The sequence below is a fragment of the Mucilaginibacter lappiensis genome (genome assembly GCF_900155965.1).
GTDB classification, from domain to species: Bacteria; Bacteroidota; Bacteroidia; order Sphingobacteriales; family Sphingobacteriaceae; genus Mucilaginibacter; species Mucilaginibacter lappiensis.
The window spans coordinates 70,546-86,895 of record NZ_FTMG01000003.1 but is presented as its reverse complement, the minus strand read 5'-3'; the positions used below and the strand labels follow the sequence as shown (position 1 = coordinate 86,895).

Sequence of the window (16,350 nt, the reverse complement as noted above, 5' to 3'; positions counted from 1 at the left end):
TTATGCGATCAAGAGATACAGATAAGGAAGAATTAGTAAAGCAAAAAGCTATCGAGCTCATCATCAAAGATGGTTTAGAAGGCTTTAGTATGAATAAACTGGCCAAGGCCTGTAATATTTCGGTGGGTACCCCCTACGTATACTATAAAGACCGCGACGATTTGATCATGAAAGTGGCTATGGAGGAGCTGAGGGTGATGGAAGAGTTTTTTACCAGAGATTTTGATCCGGAAGAGCCATTTGAACAAGGCTTGCGCAAGCAATGGGAAAACCGTTACCGTTATGCCAGGGAAAAACCCAGGATGAGCCAGTTTTTCGATCAGCTGCGCAGTTCAAGTTACCAGGAAGAGTTTCTTTCGGGCTTTATGCCCGGATTTGTGAGTGCCATGACCAGGTTTATGCAAAATATTACTGAGCGTGGCGAAATAGAAACTATGCCTTTTGAGGTGTATTGGTCAATCGCGTTCGGTACTTTATATAACCTTATCCGCTTTGATATGGAGGGAAAAAGCCTGGGTGGTACGCCCTTTAAAATGACCGACGAAGTACTCTGGAGGGCGTTTGACCTGGTTGTAAAATCTCTAAAAAAGTAAAACTGATGGAAACGGCTTTGAATTTTAATCATATCCTGCTATTTAAAACCAACATCAGCAGCAATAAAGGTAAACAACTGCTGCATAACATACTGGATAAGCATCCCGCGGTACAATGCTGGAATATAGACGTGGACGATAACGACTATGTATTGCGGATTATATCAGAAACACTGTCGCATACGCAAATTATTGAAATCATAAATCATCATGGCTATAAATGCTGTGAACTAACTTAAATTAAATTATGGACAATCAACAACCGGTAGCTTTTACAGGCTACCAAAAACTCATTATATTTTTACTGGCTATCACCCAGTTTACCGTGATACTTGATTTTATGGTGATGTCGCCACTTGGCGATATATTGATGAAATCGCTTAACCTGAAACCCTCGGCCTTTGGCATTGCCGTATCGGCTTATGCGTTCAGCGCGGGTATATCAGGCTTGCTAACCGCCGGCTTTGCCGATAAGTTTGATCGTAAAAAGCTGCTGCTGTTCTTTTATCTGGGCTTTATTGCCGGTACTGTTTTTTGCGGTTTAGCACAATCTTATGCCGTGCTGGTTGCCGCGCGTATCATTACCGGCCTGTTTGGTGGGGTTATCGGTTCCATATCCATGGCTATCATTACCGATCTGTTTACCCTGCAGCAACGCGGGCGGGTGATGGGTTTTGTACAGATGGGCTTTGGCGCAAGTCAGGTTCTTGGGATTCCTATCGGTCTTTATTTAGCCAATGCCTTGGGTTGGAAAGCTCCATTCTGGATGGTAGCCCTGTTAAGCATCAGTATTGCAATCTTAATAGCCATTAAAATGAAACCGGTAATAGCGCATTTACTGATCAAAACCGAAAAAACGGCTTTTAAACATTTGTTACACACGGTTACCAAAAGCAATTATCGCGTTGGCTTCGCGGCTACAGGGTTGCTTTCTATAGGAGGTTTTATGATGATGCCTTTCGGCAGCGCTTTCGCTATCAATAACCTGGGATTAACCAACGGACAATTGCCTATACTATTTATGGTATCGGGCCTGAGTTCATTGGCGATCATGCCATTGGTAGGTAAACTGAGCGATAAGATCAGCAAGTTTAAAATATTTGCAATTGCCACCGTATGGATGATGTTTATGTGTGTGTTGTATACCAATTTGGGGGTTACCGCATTTCCGATGGTTATTTTTTACAATATATTAATGATGATGGGCGTGATGAGCAGGATGATACCTTCATCTGCGTTAACCAGCGCCATACCCGATATGGCCGATCGTGGCGCCTTCATGAGCATCAACTCCTCGTTACAGCAAATTGCAGGCGGTGTTGCCGCTGCAGTTGCAGGCATGATTGTAACGCAGCCGGGCAAAGGCGCGCCGCTGCAGCATTATAACATAGTAGGCTATGTAATTGTAGCGATATCCATCATCAGTATCCTTTTAATGCGAAGGGTTGATAATCTCACTAAAAAGAAAGCCGAAAACGGCAAATCGATCATCCCAGATGATGTTGTGATTTTGGAAGGGTAAACTAAATTTTCGTATATTTATATCAACAGCCCGGGTGTCTTTTAACAAGTATCCGGGCTGTTTTATTAAACGGAAAAATGGAACAAAGAACCGACCATTTGAGATGTATTCTTAAATAATCGGTATTTGAATACTAAGGGTGTCATGCTGAGCCCCGTCGAAGCATGGCGGGCGGCCCTCTGCGCTCTACCCTTCGACGGAGCTCAGGGTGGCAACCCCGCTTTTATGTTCCTTCAGGGTTCTCTGCGAGTTTAAGTTAACCCACAAAATTGATCAACTTGAAATTTCAACGGAGGCACCTACGGAGCCAAAGAAGGTGCTTTTTTAGAGCTATAAACAGGTGGCCCCGCTGGGGCCGGCAATGCTTTATACTATAATCAGTATACCTGAAATACCATTCGGCCTCAGAGAGGCCACCTGTTTATAGATAAAATCTAAAGAAATACCGGACTCCTGCGGAGTCTCCTGATCCTGAACTTGCCTTCCGGGGACTCTTTAGTTCATATTTAGATTGTATGGGTTAACTTAAATCTGCGAGAGACCCTGAGGGATGAAGCTTGCTGGTTTTACAGGCAACCTTGAGGTGATAATAAATAATACTTTTTAAATTTTCAAAACTCACCAAAACCGGGCAGGAATTTGTTAAAAGTATTAAAATGAAAATTCTTAGAAGGATTTTAAGCTGTTTTTGACTCGATTTTGGATCGAAAAATGTTAAAATAAAAGGTTTAAAAAGTTTGAACGGGGGGTAATCAGAACAATACTTTTTTCTCTTCGACTATCTCTTTCAAAATAGCCTGAAGTACTACCGCGTTCCAGTCTTTGGCAAAACTGCGGCTTTTATACTGTTTTTTGTTTTTGCGGTTATAGATCATGAAATAATTGTAGTAATTGCTGATACCCACTTCGCCCCATTGCAAAATGTTAAGCGCATCCCAACCGATACCATTGGGGTGAAAGTAAATGCCGCAAAGTTCAAATGTTTGATTGATCTTATACAGATCGTAATAGTAATTGTACTGATTTACAAAGTAATAGCGCCAAAGCTGGTGTATGATATCTGACCAGAGTTGATTATACAGGTTTTTACGGATGCCATAATAACTACCGAGTTTGATGCTGATCACCTTTTGCTGATCGGTTTGAATTTCAATAAAATACTGCCTGCCGAAGGTAAAAGCATAGCCCCGTATCCAGCTAACACCATACCGGAAACCAGTAATAGCCTCAGCAGGTATAAAATCAGGCGACTTTAAACCCATCGGTTTTTCGATGATCAGGCTTTCTGTTTTAAACGTTAATATCTTGCTCGTTTTTCTATTCAGTAAAGCCGGAACCTCAATAAGGCAGGTGTCATTATTCATTGCTATAAAAATAAGCATCTGTTACAAAAGTTTACTTAAAAGCAAAAAATAATTTAATAATGTCCGTATCGTAACTTTATAAAAAGCATAAATTAGCCGTTCAAATTTCCTGATGCAAAAAAATACTACACCTCGTAAAAGCAATGTGCTGCTCAATATCCTGGGTATTGGATTAATAACCGGTACGCTTGACGGTTTGGCCGCCTTGTTATTGAACTATAAATTAAAACCAGCTATCATTTTTAAATTTATAGCCAGCGCCGCGTTTGGCAAAGCAGCTTTTAAAGGAGGCGCCGAAATGGTTGTAGCCGGTGTGGTGTTCCATTACCTCATAGCTATTTTGTTTACCAACGCGTTTTACCTGCTATACCCTTTTTTTAAAAAGGGGCTTAAAAACGCTTATCTCATAGCAGTATTGTACGGCTTTACAGCCTGGATCATCATGAACCTGGTGGTTATACCTATCACTCAAAAAGCATTCCCGGTGGTTAAACTACCGGTTTTGATAACCGGTATAGCTGTACTGATTGTTTGCCTGGGCCTACCCGTAGCGTTAATAGCCGACCGGCATTTGAAACAAGGGAAATTTAATGTTTTATTAAAAAAGTAATCTCTATAAAAAAGCCCGGCACCTGCATACCGGGACTTTTTTGGATTTAGAATTAATTAAACAAACGATTTTTATTGCGGTATCAACACGCTGTTAAGGCCGTGTATAACACCATTGCTGGCCATAGTATCAAATGATATCACCAGGGCAGCATTACCTTTGGCATCGGCGATCTGGAGGTTGCTCTTGTCGTTAACGGACAGGGTTAGCGTATCACCATCGATAGTTTTTAAAACAGCCTTGCCCTTGCCGGCACTCAGGGCTTTGATAATGTCGGTTTTGGTGTATTTACCGGCTACCACATGATATTTTAAAACCTTGGCCAGTTTGGCGTGATCTTTCATCAGATCGTCCATAGTAGGTTTGGGCACCTTGCTGAAGGCTACATCATTTGGTGCGAAAACGGTAAACGGTCCGGCACCTTTTAAGGTTGCTTCCAGGTCGGCATTCTTGATGGCCAGGGCCATTGGTGCAAAAGTGGTAGAGCTGGAAAGTACACCAACCACATCGCCCGATGCTGCAGAAGGAGCAGCAGTTGAGGCAGGAGCGGTTTTGTTAGTTGTATCGCGTTTAGTAGTGTCTTGCTGTTGTGTTTGGGCAATTGCACGGGTTGATAAAAAACCGATAGATAGTGATGCAATGGCAATTAAAACTGACTTTTTCATGTTCATCTTTCTTTTGATTTTGTTCATAATTAGCATGTAAATGAGTAGCAGTTTCTCTGATATATTATCGTTTAAATTAATAGTTTATTTCAGTTTGTGTAGATTTATAACTTATAATTACAACGAATGGTTTTTAAATAATTGAATTAGATGCTTAAACCGCTAAGGGAGAGGGAGTAAAAATCGTACGAATTACACAGATGGGTACGAATTGCCCTGTTTATCAAGGCGCACACACCATGACTCGACGGTATTTAGCGTGACAACTGGTCAAAAAGCCAAAGCCCTGTGCGATTCCTTCCCTCGGGAAGAGGAGGAAGGGGGTTATGGAACAAGATAATCATCGCGCGTAGAAACCTCGCCCGTGATTAAATGCTCCATGATATAAGACAAAGGCTGAAAATGTTCAAAAAGGTGGGCTGCCACCCTGAGCTCCGTCGAAGTGTAGAGCATAGAGGCCTGCCCACTATGCTTCGACGGCGCTCAGCATGACAGCCTTTTTATCCCAAAAACATGGTTTACACTTTTTGAGTAAAATAAATTATAAATAATTGATTTACAGTAATTTAAATACATGTTAACCATAAAAAGTGTAAACCATGTAAACCCACATTTTTATCAATTTCTGGTTGATACGAGTAATAGTTAAATCGCATAAAAAAAGCCCGTGATCAATCACAGGCTCTTTCCATATTGATATAAACGGATGCTTATTGGCCTTGCGCCAATGTATAGCCAATTTTACCATCAAAATTCATCAGGAACTCTACAGAGCAAACTTTGGCCAGTTCAGAAAAATCAGCGGCAATATGCAGCAGTTCTTTCTGGGTGATCTCTTTACCGGCTTTCTTTTCAAAGCGTACACGGTATTCGTTAACCAGTTCGGTATAAATAGAGCCTGTTGGCCAAACCTGGGTACCCCGGTTGGATATCATTACCAATTCAAAATTATCGGTTAATACCTTTTTTGCCATTTCGGCCAGTTCATTGGGTTGAACCCTCGCTTCCACAAAAACATCAACACCAATCATTTCTTCTTTGATGTTTTTGGTAACGGTCAGTTTGTTTTTTATCGGTTGCAGATGACTCACTCTGGCTTCAAAATCGGGGTTTGAAAAAACACCACCATTTGCAGGTACCTGGCCTATATTGGCAATAATGGCATCTGTAAAGGCATTGGTATTAGAAGCCGGAATAGCTTTGTTACCAAAATCGCCGGTATGCACGCCTTGTTCTAAAGTATATAATAGCGCATTTTCAATATCAGCCGCATTTTTGGAGAAGCCTAAAAAGCGCAACATCGAAATGCCCGAAAGCAACAAAGCGGTAGGGTTGGCGATGCCTTTGCCTGCAATATCAGGAGCGGTACCGTGTACGGCCTCAAATATGGATATGTTATCGCCTATGTTGGCCGATGGGGCAAAACCCAATCCGCCAACTAAACCGGCGCAAAGGTCTGATACAATATCGCCCTGCAGGTTAGTTAAAACAATGGCTTCGAACGTTTCCGGACGGGTAACCAGTTTCATGCACAGGTCGTCAACAATAATGTCTGATGCTTCTATTTCAGGGTATTCTTTGGCTATTTCCTGAAAAGTTTCAAGGAAAAGGCCATCGGTCAATTTCATGATATTGGCTTTATGACCGCAGGCTAATTTTTTTAAACCTTTACGTTTTGCCATTTCAAAAGCATAACGGATAACCTGCGCCGAACCAGGACGGGTGATGATACGGCGGCCTACAGCAACATCGTAAGTAAGCAAGTGCTCAATACCTCCATAAGTATCCTCTATATTTTCGCGGATAATGGTTAGGTTAATGGGGATGCCTGCCTTTGAGAAAACAGTATCAACACCGTTCAAAGTCCTGAAATCGCGCTGATTGGCGTAGGTATTCCAAACCTTACGGGCGGTTACGTTGATGCTTTTTACACCTTTGCCTTTTGGAGTTTCCATAGGGCCTTTAAACAATATGCCCAGCGTTTCAATGGTTTCCTTAGCCTTAGCTGTCATACCGGTGGAGTGTCCCGCGTCGAAATACGACTTGCCCATCTCCACAAATTCATACTCAAGAGGTACATTATTGGCCTCAAAAACTTTAAGTACGGCCTGCATTATCTCGGGACCTATCCCATCACCGTTGGCTACTGCTATTTTGGTTCTCATTGAAAATTATATTTATGTAAAAACGGTGCAAATGTAGCTGTTTTTGGGGTATTCAGGAGGAGAGGGCATCATTCTATCCCAATTTGTGACAATAGGATTAAAGCTTTTCGGGCTCATATGTGTTTCTTTGCAGCCATAATACCGGCGTGTAACCGGGCTTATTTATTATATTTGATATCAAGATGAAAACAATTCCTAAACAACTTTTCAGAGTCTTCTTATTCTCAGTTATCTTGTCTATAGCGGCCGTCTGCGTTTATTACAATATAGCGCAAAAGAGCGACGATTATACCAAGACATTACCCAAGATCATGGAAAATGTTACTTTTTTAAATATCATCATTTTTGTGATGACCCTGCCTGCTATGTTCCTGGTTAACCCGCAATACTGGAATAACCGCATTGTTCGATTTCTGCTGTATTTTGGCGGATCGGTTGTGTTTATCATTACTGCACTGAGTATGAAAATAAGTCCTCCTGTTAAAGTAGTTTATTTGATGACAGGCGGTATATTCCTGGTTGTGCACGCCATTTTTTATTATTTACTGGTTAAAAAGCGGTAGTAAGCTATAGATGTTGAAGCATTTTATGGCTTTTTGAAAGATTTCAGGTAAACTTGCATCGTCAACATGAAAGCATTCTACGGAGATTTAAAATTAGGTATCCTGGGCGGCGGCCAGCTTGGTCGTATGCTGATACAACAGGCCATAAATTATAACGTTACTATAAAAATTCTTGATCCCGACAGGGAGGCACCCTGCCGTAAGCTCTGCGATGAGTTTACCATAGGTTCCCTGAGCGATTATGAGACCGTTTACAATTTTGGTAAAAATGTAGACATGATCACCATCGAGATAGAAAAGGTGAACGTTGACGCTCTTGCTCAACTGGAGAAAGAGGGGGTGATGGTTTATCCACAGTCGCGTATTATTAGGCTGATACAGGATAAAGGTTTGCAAAAGCAATTTTTCAAAGAAAACGGCATCCCTACGGCCGATTTCCAGATCATATCATCGCCACAGCAATTACAGCAAAGCTTTATACCATTTCCTTACATCCAAAAATTACGTAAGGATGGTTACGACGGTAAAGGCGTTTATAAAGTTGTCGACGAAAGCTATTTGCCTGGCGCGTTTAAAGAACCCAGCCTGATTGAAAAATGGATTGACTTTGAAAAGGAGATAGCCGTAATTGTAGCCCGGAATGAAAATGGCGAAGTAAGTACATTCCCATTAGTGGAGATGGAATTTAATCCACAGGCCAACTTGGTTGAGTTTTTAATATCCCCATCAACTTTACCCTTCGAGATATTGGAACGGGCCGAGCAAATTGCCAAAAAGATTGCTGAGAGCCTTAAAATTGTAGGCATATTGGCAGTTGAAATGTTTCTGGATAAACATGGTAAAATACTGGTTAATGAGCTGGCGCCACGGCCGCATAATAGCGGGCACCAAACCATTGAGGGTAATGTGGTATCGCAGTTTGAACAGCATTTGAGGGCTATATTCAATCAACCCCTGGGTGATACGGCCTGCCTCAATAATGCCATTATGGTGAATATTTTGGGTGAAGTAGGTTATGAAGGCCCGGCTATATACCAGGGCATCGAAAAAATATTGAAAATTCCGGGCGTTTATGTGCATCTATACGGAAAAGCATTAACCAAGCCATTCCGCAAAATGGGTCATGTAACCATTGTTGACGCTGACCGGAAAAAAGCCATAGAAAAAGCAAGGTTGGTGCAGCAAACGCTGAAGGTAATTAGTTAGGTATTAGTTCATGGTTCATGGATCATAGTTCATAGTAAGACAGGTTATTTACATATCAAATAAAAATAAATGGCATTTAGGTTTGAAGATCTTCAGGTGTGGCAAAAAGCTATGGACTTAGATGAACAAATCAATCAGCTGACTAAAACCTTTCCTAAAGAAGAAATTTATATCCTAATATCTCAAATTAAAAGGGCTGCAGATTCCGTAGTACTAAATATTGCCGAAGGCTCAACCGGACAAAGTAAAGCTGTTTTTAAAGTGTTTTTAGGGTATTCACTTAGATCGGCAATAGAGGTTGTAAGCTGTTTATTTATTGCTCAAAAAAGAGGGTATCTTCAGGACGATAATTTCAAAAGATTATATAATGAATACGAGGTGCTGGTAAAAATGATCACAGCACTTAAGAATTCAATTAATTAATAGTGGTCATGAACTATGATCTATGAACCATCAACTATGAACAATAAAGAACTAAAAGTAGCTATCATTATGGGCAGCAAATCCGATTTGAATGTGATGCAGGATGCCGCCGATGTTTTAAAAGAATTGGGTGTTGAGTATGAGATCACCGTAGTATCGGCACACCGCACGCCAGATAGAATGTTTAGCTATGCCCGTGCCGCTGCCGATAGAGGTATTAAAGTGATCATTGCCGGTGCCGGAGGCGCGGCGCATTTGCCGGGTATGGTGGCATCGTTAACGCATCTGCCGGTGATAGGGGTGCCTGTAAAATCAAGCAACTCTATTGACGGCTGGGATTCGATACTTTCTATATTACAAATGCCTAATGGCATCCCGGTAGCTACCGTAGCCCTTAATGCGGCAAAAAACGCAGGTATCCTGGCCGCTCAGATATTATCCACTGCTGACGAATACCTGGTTAAAAACCTCATCAGCTTTAAAGAAGATCTTAAAAAGAAGGTAGAAGATTCTGCAAGGGAAATGGAGGGGTAGTAAATGTTATATGTTTTACGTGTTACGTTGTACGTTTTTTAAATATTCTTTTAAGCGTCCAACTTAACACGCCCAACGTAAAATCTCTTTTAATATGAGATTCAATTCAAAGCCGGATTCTCCGGAAAATTAGCAATGTGGGCATAGCGTTGGCCCAGGCCTATAACTACTTCTTTCCAGAGGTTTTGCTCATCGTTGGAAAATAGTGTTTCCGAGTTGAATTTTTCGGCTACTATCCAGCTATCCTGTAATATTTCTTCGTCAAGTTGCTGGGGCGTCCAGCCAGAGTATCCTGCAAAAAACTTGATCTCGTTTTCGGTTAATTGGTAATTTGATATTAATTCTTTTGCCTGTTCAAAATCACCGCCCCAAAATACACCTTTGGCTATTTCAATACCACCTTCTATTTTTTCGGGGCAGCAATGCATAAAGTGCAGGGTGTTTTTAGCTACTGGTCCGCCATCATAAACCGGCATTTCGGAGTAAGAAACATCTGGTAAAACATCGCCCAGCATATATTCACTGTGATGGTTTAAAATAAACCCCATAGCGCCATCAGCAGAGTATTCTGTTAGTAAGATAACCGATCTTTTAAAATTCGGATCCATCATAAAAGGCTCCGAAATGAGCAGACGCCCAGCGGCGGCCGGAATAGGACTTAGCATAAGGTTCAGTTTTTAAATATTACAACAAGCATAAGAAAAATATGTTCTAGTATCAAGTAGTTAGTATCAAGTATCAAGATTTTAAACGCCCTATCAAACAAAATATGGCTGCCATGATACTTGATACTAACTACTTGATACTATATTTGTAAGTTTGCATTCAATGAATCAACAGGAAATACAAAATTTGAGGCAGGATTACACTGCCGCTACATTATCCGAAAATGACACTAAAGGCGACCCGATAAATCAGTTCGAACAATGGTTTAACGAAGCTTTAGCCGCAAAATTGCATGAGCCTAACGCCATGACCCTGGCTACCGCTACCACAAACGGAAAACCATCGGCACGTATCGTGTTGTTAAAGGGATTTAATCAGCATGGTTTTATATTCTATACCAATTACTTAAGTAGGAAGGGTAAAGAGATCACCAAGAACCCGCAGGGAGCCATTACTTTTTTTTGGGGCGAATTGGAACGCCAGGTACGTATTGAGGGTACGATAGAAAAATTGAGCAAGGAAGATTCCGAAAGGTATTTTCATTCCAGGCCTAAAGGCAGCCAGATAGGAGCTGTAGTTTCACCACAAAGCCAGGAGATTGAAGGTCGTGCTGAGTTAGAGAAAAAATGGGGCGAACTGGAAGCTGAATATGAGGGTAAGGAAGTACCAAAGCCATCATTTTGGGGTGGCTATATCCTGAACCCGCAATTGGTTGAGTTTTGGCAAGGTCGCTCAAGTCGCTTGCATGACCGTATCTTATATAAAAAAGTTGATAAAAAAAGCTGGAAAAAAGTACGTTTGGCTCCATGATGTTTAACGATATCAAGCAATTGCTTGTTCAAAAATTTGGCGAGGCGGTAATTATCGGCGAAGAAACAGGCGGGCTACAACCCGCTTTGTTGATCAATCCAGATGATATCACAGCGGTGTGTCTGGAATTGCGCAATAATTCCCAAACTTATTTCGATTTTCTGTCGAGTCTGAGCGGGGTGCATTACAATGATGAGGATAATCGTTATGGCGTAGTTTATCATTTGGCCTCTATTCCCTATAAAACGCAACTTACCTTAAAAGTAAGTAAACCGCAGGACAGGGAAAGTACAGAATTACCCGAATTTAAAAGCATAACTTGTGTTTACCGCACAGCCGACTGGCACGAGCGTGAAGCTTATGACCTGCTGGGTATATTTTTCGAAGGTCACCCGGATCTGCGCCGCATATTATTGCCCGATGATTGGGACGGTTTTCCACTCCGGAAAGATTATCAGAATGCCGAATATTATAAGGGCATTAAGATTGATTAGGTAAAAACAAAGAATAGCATCATGCTGAACTTGTTTCAACATCTCATTAGCAAGGTTCAATTATGTGTAGCCATGTATGGTGGGATGCCGAATTTATTTCGATATGACTTCTCTTATTTACTATTTTTTATGTGCAGCTATTTGCGCATTATAATAAGTGATTAGCTTATCAATATTTTTTAACCCAAACTGGTGTGCATGTATTTTCTCCACCACATCAGGTTCATCGCCCATAATATCAGTCATGATGTCTTCAAAATTCTGGTCTGTAAGCTGTTTCATTTCGGCTGTGTTGGTACCATAATAGTAAATTGTTTTGCCGCCCTTGCGGCCACGGCCGCCACCAAGTGATATACCTATACCCCCGCCTACGCCACCTCCATAGCCACCGGTCCCGTAACCCAGGCCAACCCCTGGCGAAATGCCAAAACCGCTTCCGCCGCCGCCTTTACCACCCTGGGCAACGTAAAGCTTGGTAGGTTCGTCCAAAACCACTTTTACAAAGTCAGTCTCTTCTTTGCCCCAGGCACCGTTTTGCGGGGCGTGAGCTACCACAAAGCTATCTTTAGCTACGATGAACGACCGAAGGTCGCTGGCACTTAATTTATATGGATTATTTTTTTCGGTTTCTTTAAATTCAATAAAGCCTTCATCTTTTATCGGCCCTTTACCGGGAGGGTCAAGCCTGATGAAACCGGATTCTCGATTGCCTTTTACATCCGTAAAAGTTCCAGGCTGCCATTTTTGAGCCTGAACTGATGTGAAGCTCAATACGATTAATGAAAGGAGTATAGTTGTACGCATAACAAGTTTAAAAACAGAGAACGTAAATTAAAAACATTTAATATGATAGATACATATTTGTTACAACCATAAAATACACGGATAATAGTAAAATTGAACGCATATAATTTAGATTTGAACTTCTAAAATAAGAATAAAAAATTACCATGCAATTAACTGTTGATTTACGCAGCGATACCGTAACAAAACCGACACCCGGCATGCTTGAAGCCATGTGGAGCGCCAAAGTAGGCGACGATGTTTTTGGCGAGGATGAAACCATTATTGAACTGGAGCAAAAAACGGCCGCCATTTTTGGGATGGAAGCGGGCTTATTTTGTCCATCGGGTACGATGACCAACCAAATAGCTATTAAATGCTTTACACAGCCTTTAGATGAGCTGATAGCCGACCAAACCGCGCATGTGTACCGGTACGAGGGTGGCGGTATTGCCTTTAACTCAGGTGTATCAACCCGCTTGCTAAATGGTTACCGGGGTATTATCACCGCCGAAATGATAGAGCCCGAGATTAATGCCGAAAATATTCATTTCCCTCATACCAGTTTAGTAGTGCTGGAAAATACAGTAAATAAAGGTGGCGGCAGTTGTTATACACTGGCTGATATTGCCCCTATTGCCGAACTATGCCGCGCTAAAGGCTTAAAACTTCATCTGGATGGGGCACGTATATTTAACGCCCTAACACACACTGGTGACAAGGCTATTGACTATGGCAAATATTTTAATGGAATATCAGTTTGTTTATCAAAAGGATTAGGCACGCCTGTAGGGTCAGTTTTGCTGGCCGATGTAGCGACTATCAAATTTGCTCGTCGTATTCGTAAGGTTTTGGGTGGTGGATGGCGCCAGGCAGGCTTTTTAGCAGCAGCGGGTATCTATGCGCTTGATCACCATGTAGAGCGGCTTAAAATTGATCATGCCCATGCTGCTATTTTGGGCGAGGAGCTAAGCAAACTATCCTGGGTAAGTAATGTGGTACCTGTGGAAACCAATATTGTATTGTTTGATACCGTTGAACCAGCAGCCGCTATATTGGCCAAGCTGGCTATACATGGAATCAAAGCTAGTGATACCGATAAGCACCGCATCCGTTTTGTAACCCACCTGGATGTTCATCCCGAACAGGTAGAACACGTTATCAAAGTATTAAAAAGCTTCTAGTACAAGAACACGATATTAAATCAAAAGCCCGGAGTTTTTAAGCTCCGGGCTTTCTTTTTGAGTTATTAAATAAAACACACAATTTCCCCCTCATAACTCAAAATTCTTGAATAGCTTATTTGGCTACCGGAACACTTAATGCAATGTCCAGGTAATCTGGAGATCCATTTTTGGTGATTCCGAAATCTTTGGTAATTACTTTAAAATCACCTTTAAAAATGCCTTCATTCCCTTTATCGTCAAAAGTAAAATGAATGGTAACAGGCTTGGTAACGCCTTTTAAGGAGAGCTTGCCATTGGCATCATAACCCGCGTTGGTTTTGCTTACAGCAGTTGATGTAAAAGTGATAGTAGGGTAATGATCAACATCGATAGCATCTTTAGAGTGACTGGTTTTAATGAAAAACCCGGTACTTAACGTGGTGGCATCAATAGTAGCCGAAATTTTGGAGTCTTCGGGATGTGCTTTATCAAACTGAATATTTGCTTTTAGTCCCTGAAATTCTCCGTGTATTTTCCCGTTCGAAAATTTTATTTCATAGGGATCTTTTACCTTCCAGGTAGTTGCTGCAATAAAAGCCGAAAAGCTGATGAATAATATGATCAGCGTGGGATAGATAACTTTTTTCATGGAAATATTTTTATTGGTTTGATACATATAAATACCGGTTAAATGACTGCTCATGTAAAAAATACGAAGAGTTTAAGTAATAGGTTGCCTGTGATAAAAATTTCCATCGAAACATGTTTTTTCTGCCTGATTATAAAAAATAAATAGGAAGCGAGGCAACCTATTTGTAAATGAGATAGTAATGTATGTAAATATTGTTTACTAAAAATTATTACAAATGAAAAAACTATCAAAACTAATAGGTGTAGCTTTTCTGGCAGCTATTTTGTTTTTTGCAACCGACGTAAAAGCGCAAACCACCCCGGCCAAAGCTTTTGTTTTAAGCTTAGGTGTTGAATCGGGACTTCCTACCGGAGTTGCCAAACTGGGTACAAATTTCAGTTTAGGCGGAACCGCACGCCTGCAGTATGGGGTTACCAATGATCTGGCTATCACATTTACTGCTGGTGGTTATCACTTTTTTCCCAAAAAAATACCCGGACAAGACAGAAGATATCAAAGCTATGGTGAGCTGCCTATCAAAGCCGGTGTTAAAGAGTTTTTTCTGCCCAATATATATGTAGGTGGCGAAATTGGTGTCGCTTTCGAGAAGCTGGAAGGTCCGGATTGGGGGCCTCACCGTTTAGATCTGTCTCCTAACCTGGGCTATGCCACCAAACACTGGGATTTTGGGATTCATTATGACTATCTTACTCACAAAGAAGATCACTTAGGCATATTTGCCTTGCGCGTAGCTTATGGCTTTGGATTGTAGTTTTACTGCCTGATATAAAAAGGGAAACCATGATATGGCTTCCCTTTTTTGTTTGTTAAGGCGTACCGGTTTACTCAAAACTGATAACTCCTCTGGCCTATCTGAACCTATGCTGATAATCAATGATCCAGCCTGGATATTCAACGGGCAGCGCGCTTACCTCATCAATCTTTTTCAGATCTTCATCAGATAATAATATTTCAGTCGATTTGATATTATCCAGCAATTGATCATTGTTTTTTGCACCGATGATAGTGCTCGCAATACCTTTTTGTAATCGCACCCAGGCCAGCGCAATCTGTGCTGCAGATACGTTGTGTTGTTTGCCTATCTCTACAATCACGTCTATGATATCATAAGCTTTTTCTTTGTTTATTGGCGGAAAATCAAACGTTGATCTGCGCGATCCTTCGGCGTTTTGGTTGTTGCGGGTAACCTTACCCGATAAAAAACCACCAGCCAGCGGGCTCCAGGGCATCATAGCCAGGTTTTGATCGATAGCAACTGGCAGTATCTCTCTTTCAATATCCCTGCCTGCCAGCGAGTAAAAGCATTGCATACCTATAAACTTATGCCAGCCATTCTTTTCGGCAATACCCATGGCCTTCATCACCATCCAGCCGGGCCAGTTGCATACGGCTATGTAGCGCACTTTGCCACTTAAAACAATGTCGTTTAAGGAGCGCATGATCTCTTCTATAGGTGTGTGGTAATCCACGCCGTGTACATACAATATGTCGGTATGATCCAACTGCAAACGTTTTAAGCTGGCATCAACCGATTGAAATATATGATAGCGGGATAGGCCGCCGCTGTTTTGCCCCTGGTTTAAAAAAGCGCGTACTTTAGTAGCAATAACCAGTTGGTTACGGTCGAGCCCCATATCTTTGATCGACTGACCCAACAATGATTCTGATTCACCAAAGGAGTACACATTGGCGGTATCAATAAAGTTAATACCCGAGTCCACAACCGTTTTCATGAGGTCATTAACCTCTTTTTGCTGAGATTTACCAATGGCTTCGTACAAGCCTGTACCACCAAAGGTCATGGTACCAAAACAAAGCTCAGAAACCAGCAAGCCGGTATTTCCTAAAAAATTGTATTTCATTAGTTGGTGGTTTTTCTTGTGATGTGAAATTAGTAACTATCTGATGTTTATAAAATATAAACATCATTATTAGTGAGGTTTTTCAAAATAATTTCGGCAAATTTCCCTTACTTAATGGACTTAAGCATTATCCCTGAACAAACTGGCCATTTTGTTACAAAAGTGGGTTTACATGGTTTACACTTTTTATGGTTTACATGATTTTAATTTATTGATAATAAGGTAATTATATTGTTTTATCATCATATAACGGGTTTAAAGTGTAAACCCAC

At 41.2% G+C, this 16,350-nt stretch carries 19 protein-coding genes; 12 read left to right on the top strand and 7 right to left on the bottom strand.

What is annotated here, in order from left to right:
- Positions 1-2 precede the first annotated feature (2 nt).
- Genes BW976_RS07570 through BW976_RS07560 form a run of 3 tightly spaced genes read left to right on the top strand, consistent with a single transcriptional unit; the run spans position 3 to position 2,115 of the window.
- On the top strand, positions 3-593 hold the full coding sequence (locus BW976_RS07570; protein WP_076372079.1) for a TetR/AcrR family transcriptional regulator: 591 nt from the start codon (positions 3-5) through the stop codon (positions 591-593).
- A 5-nt stretch (positions 594-598) separates the two neighbouring features.
- Positions 599-832 carry a hypothetical protein gene (locus BW976_RS07565; protein ID WP_076372077.1) on the top strand — a complete coding sequence of 78 codons (234 nt, stop codon included), beginning with the start codon at positions 599-601 and terminating at the stop codon, positions 830-832.
- A gap of 8 nt (positions 833-840) precedes the next feature.
- On the top strand, positions 841-2,115 hold the full coding sequence (locus BW976_RS07560) for an MFS transporter (protein WP_076372075.1): 1,275 nt from the start codon (positions 841-843) through the stop codon (positions 2,113-2,115).
- A gap of 752 nt (positions 2,116-2,867) precedes the next feature.
- Here BW976_RS07560 and BW976_RS07555 read toward each other — a convergent pair.
- Positions 2,868-3,479 (bottom strand): hypothetical protein, encoded by a 612-nt coding sequence (locus BW976_RS07555; RefSeq protein WP_139332242.1) that lies wholly within the window; start codon positions 3,477-3,479, stop codon positions 2,868-2,870.
- A 112-nt stretch (positions 3,480-3,591) separates the two neighbouring features.
- Here BW976_RS07555 and BW976_RS07550 point away from each other — a divergent pair, with 112 nt between their 5' ends.
- A complete protein-coding gene (locus BW976_RS07550) occupies positions 3,592-4,089 on the top strand; it encodes a hypothetical protein (RefSeq protein ID WP_084192107.1) in 498 nt (165 codons plus the stop codon).
- A 71-nt stretch (positions 4,090-4,160) separates the two neighbouring features.
- Here BW976_RS07550 and BW976_RS07545 read toward each other — a convergent pair whose 3' ends face one another.
- Both BW976_RS07545 and BW976_RS07540 read right to left on the bottom strand, forming a co-directional pair.
- Positions 4,161-4,754: a fasciclin domain-containing protein gene (locus BW976_RS07545; RefSeq protein ID WP_175614066.1), complete on the bottom strand. Its 594-nt coding sequence runs from the start codon at positions 4,752-4,754 to the stop codon at positions 4,161-4,163.
- A gap of 710 nt (positions 4,755-5,464) precedes the next feature.
- Positions 5,465-6,919, bottom strand: coding sequence for an NADP-dependent isocitrate dehydrogenase (locus tag BW976_RS07540; RefSeq protein WP_076372071.1), 1,455 nt, complete (start codon positions 6,917-6,919; stop codon positions 5,465-5,467).
- 182 nt (positions 6,920-7,101) lie between these two features.
- On the opposite strand from BW976_RS07540, the gene BW976_RS07535 reads away from it, so the two are divergent.
- The 4 genes from BW976_RS07535 (at position 7,102) to purE (ending at position 9,645) form a co-directional block, all read left to right on the top strand.
- Positions 7,102-7,482: a hypothetical protein gene (locus BW976_RS07535; protein ID WP_139332241.1), complete on the top strand. Its 381-nt coding sequence runs from the start codon at positions 7,102-7,104 to the stop codon at positions 7,480-7,482.
- Between the two features lie 66 nt (positions 7,483-7,548).
- On the top strand, positions 7,549-8,688 hold the full coding sequence (locus BW976_RS07530) for a 5-(carboxyamino)imidazole ribonucleotide synthase (protein ID WP_076372067.1): 1,140 nt from the start codon (positions 7,549-7,551) through the stop codon (positions 8,686-8,688).
- 69 nt (positions 8,689-8,757) lie between these two features.
- Entirely contained in the window at positions 8,758-9,111 is a 354-nt protein-coding gene (locus BW976_RS07525; RefSeq protein WP_076372065.1) for a four helix bundle protein, read from the top strand.
- Between the two features lie 36 nt (positions 9,112-9,147).
- Positions 9,148-9,645 (top strand): 5-(carboxyamino)imidazole ribonucleotide mutase, encoded by a 498-nt coding sequence (purE, locus tag BW976_RS07520; protein ID WP_076372776.1) that lies wholly within the window; start codon positions 9,148-9,150, stop codon positions 9,643-9,645.
- A gap of 101 nt (positions 9,646-9,746) precedes the next feature.
- Here purE and BW976_RS07515 read toward each other — a convergent pair whose 3' ends face one another.
- Positions 9,747-10,310: a YqgE/AlgH family protein gene (locus tag BW976_RS07515; protein ID WP_076372063.1), complete on the bottom strand. Its 564-nt coding sequence runs from the start codon at positions 10,308-10,310 to the stop codon at positions 9,747-9,749.
- Positions 10,311-10,473: 163 nt separating this feature from the next.
- Here BW976_RS07515 and pdxH point away from each other — a divergent pair, with 163 nt between their 5' ends.
- On the top strand, positions 10,474-11,121 hold the full coding sequence (gene pdxH, locus BW976_RS07510) for a pyridoxamine 5'-phosphate oxidase (RefSeq protein ID WP_076372061.1): 648 nt from the start codon (positions 10,474-10,476) through the stop codon (positions 11,119-11,121).
- Positions 11,118-11,615, top strand: coding sequence for an NADH-quinone oxidoreductase subunit C (locus tag BW976_RS07505; protein ID WP_076372059.1), 498 nt, complete (start codon positions 11,118-11,120; stop codon positions 11,613-11,615). Before pdxH ends, BW976_RS07505 begins: the two co-directional genes overlap by 4 nt.
- A gap of 120 nt (positions 11,616-11,735) precedes the next feature.
- On the opposite strand, the gene BW976_RS07500 is transcribed toward BW976_RS07505, so the two are convergent.
- Positions 11,736-12,419: a hypothetical protein gene (locus tag BW976_RS07500; RefSeq protein ID WP_076372057.1), complete on the bottom strand. Its 684-nt coding sequence runs from the start codon at positions 12,417-12,419 to the stop codon at positions 11,736-11,738.
- Positions 12,420-12,565: 146 nt separating this feature from the next.
- Here BW976_RS07500 and BW976_RS07495 point away from each other — a divergent pair, with 146 nt between their 5' ends.
- Positions 12,566-13,582, top strand: coding sequence for a threonine aldolase family protein (locus tag BW976_RS07495; RefSeq protein ID WP_076372055.1), 1,017 nt, complete (start codon positions 12,566-12,568; stop codon positions 13,580-13,582).
- 115 nt (positions 13,583-13,697) lie between these two features.
- Here BW976_RS07495 and BW976_RS07490 read toward each other — a convergent pair whose 3' ends face one another.
- On the bottom strand, positions 13,698-14,213 hold the full coding sequence (locus tag BW976_RS07490; RefSeq protein ID WP_076372774.1) for a YceI family protein: 516 nt from the start codon (positions 14,211-14,213) through the stop codon (positions 13,698-13,700).
- 217 nt (positions 14,214-14,430) lie between these two features.
- Between BW976_RS07490 and BW976_RS07485 the strand changes: the two genes are divergently transcribed.
- Positions 14,431-14,967 carry a hypothetical protein gene (locus tag BW976_RS07485; protein ID WP_076372053.1) on the top strand — a complete coding sequence of 179 codons (537 nt, stop codon included), beginning with the start codon at positions 14,431-14,433 and terminating at the stop codon, positions 14,965-14,967.
- A gap of 97 nt (positions 14,968-15,064) precedes the next feature.
- On the opposite strand, the gene BW976_RS07480 is transcribed toward BW976_RS07485, so the two are convergent.
- Positions 15,065-16,078, bottom strand: a complete 1,014-nt coding sequence (locus tag BW976_RS07480; RefSeq protein WP_076372051.1) for an aldo/keto reductase — start codon at positions 16,076-16,078, stop codon at positions 15,065-15,067.
- Positions 16,079-16,350 lie beyond the last annotated feature (272 nt).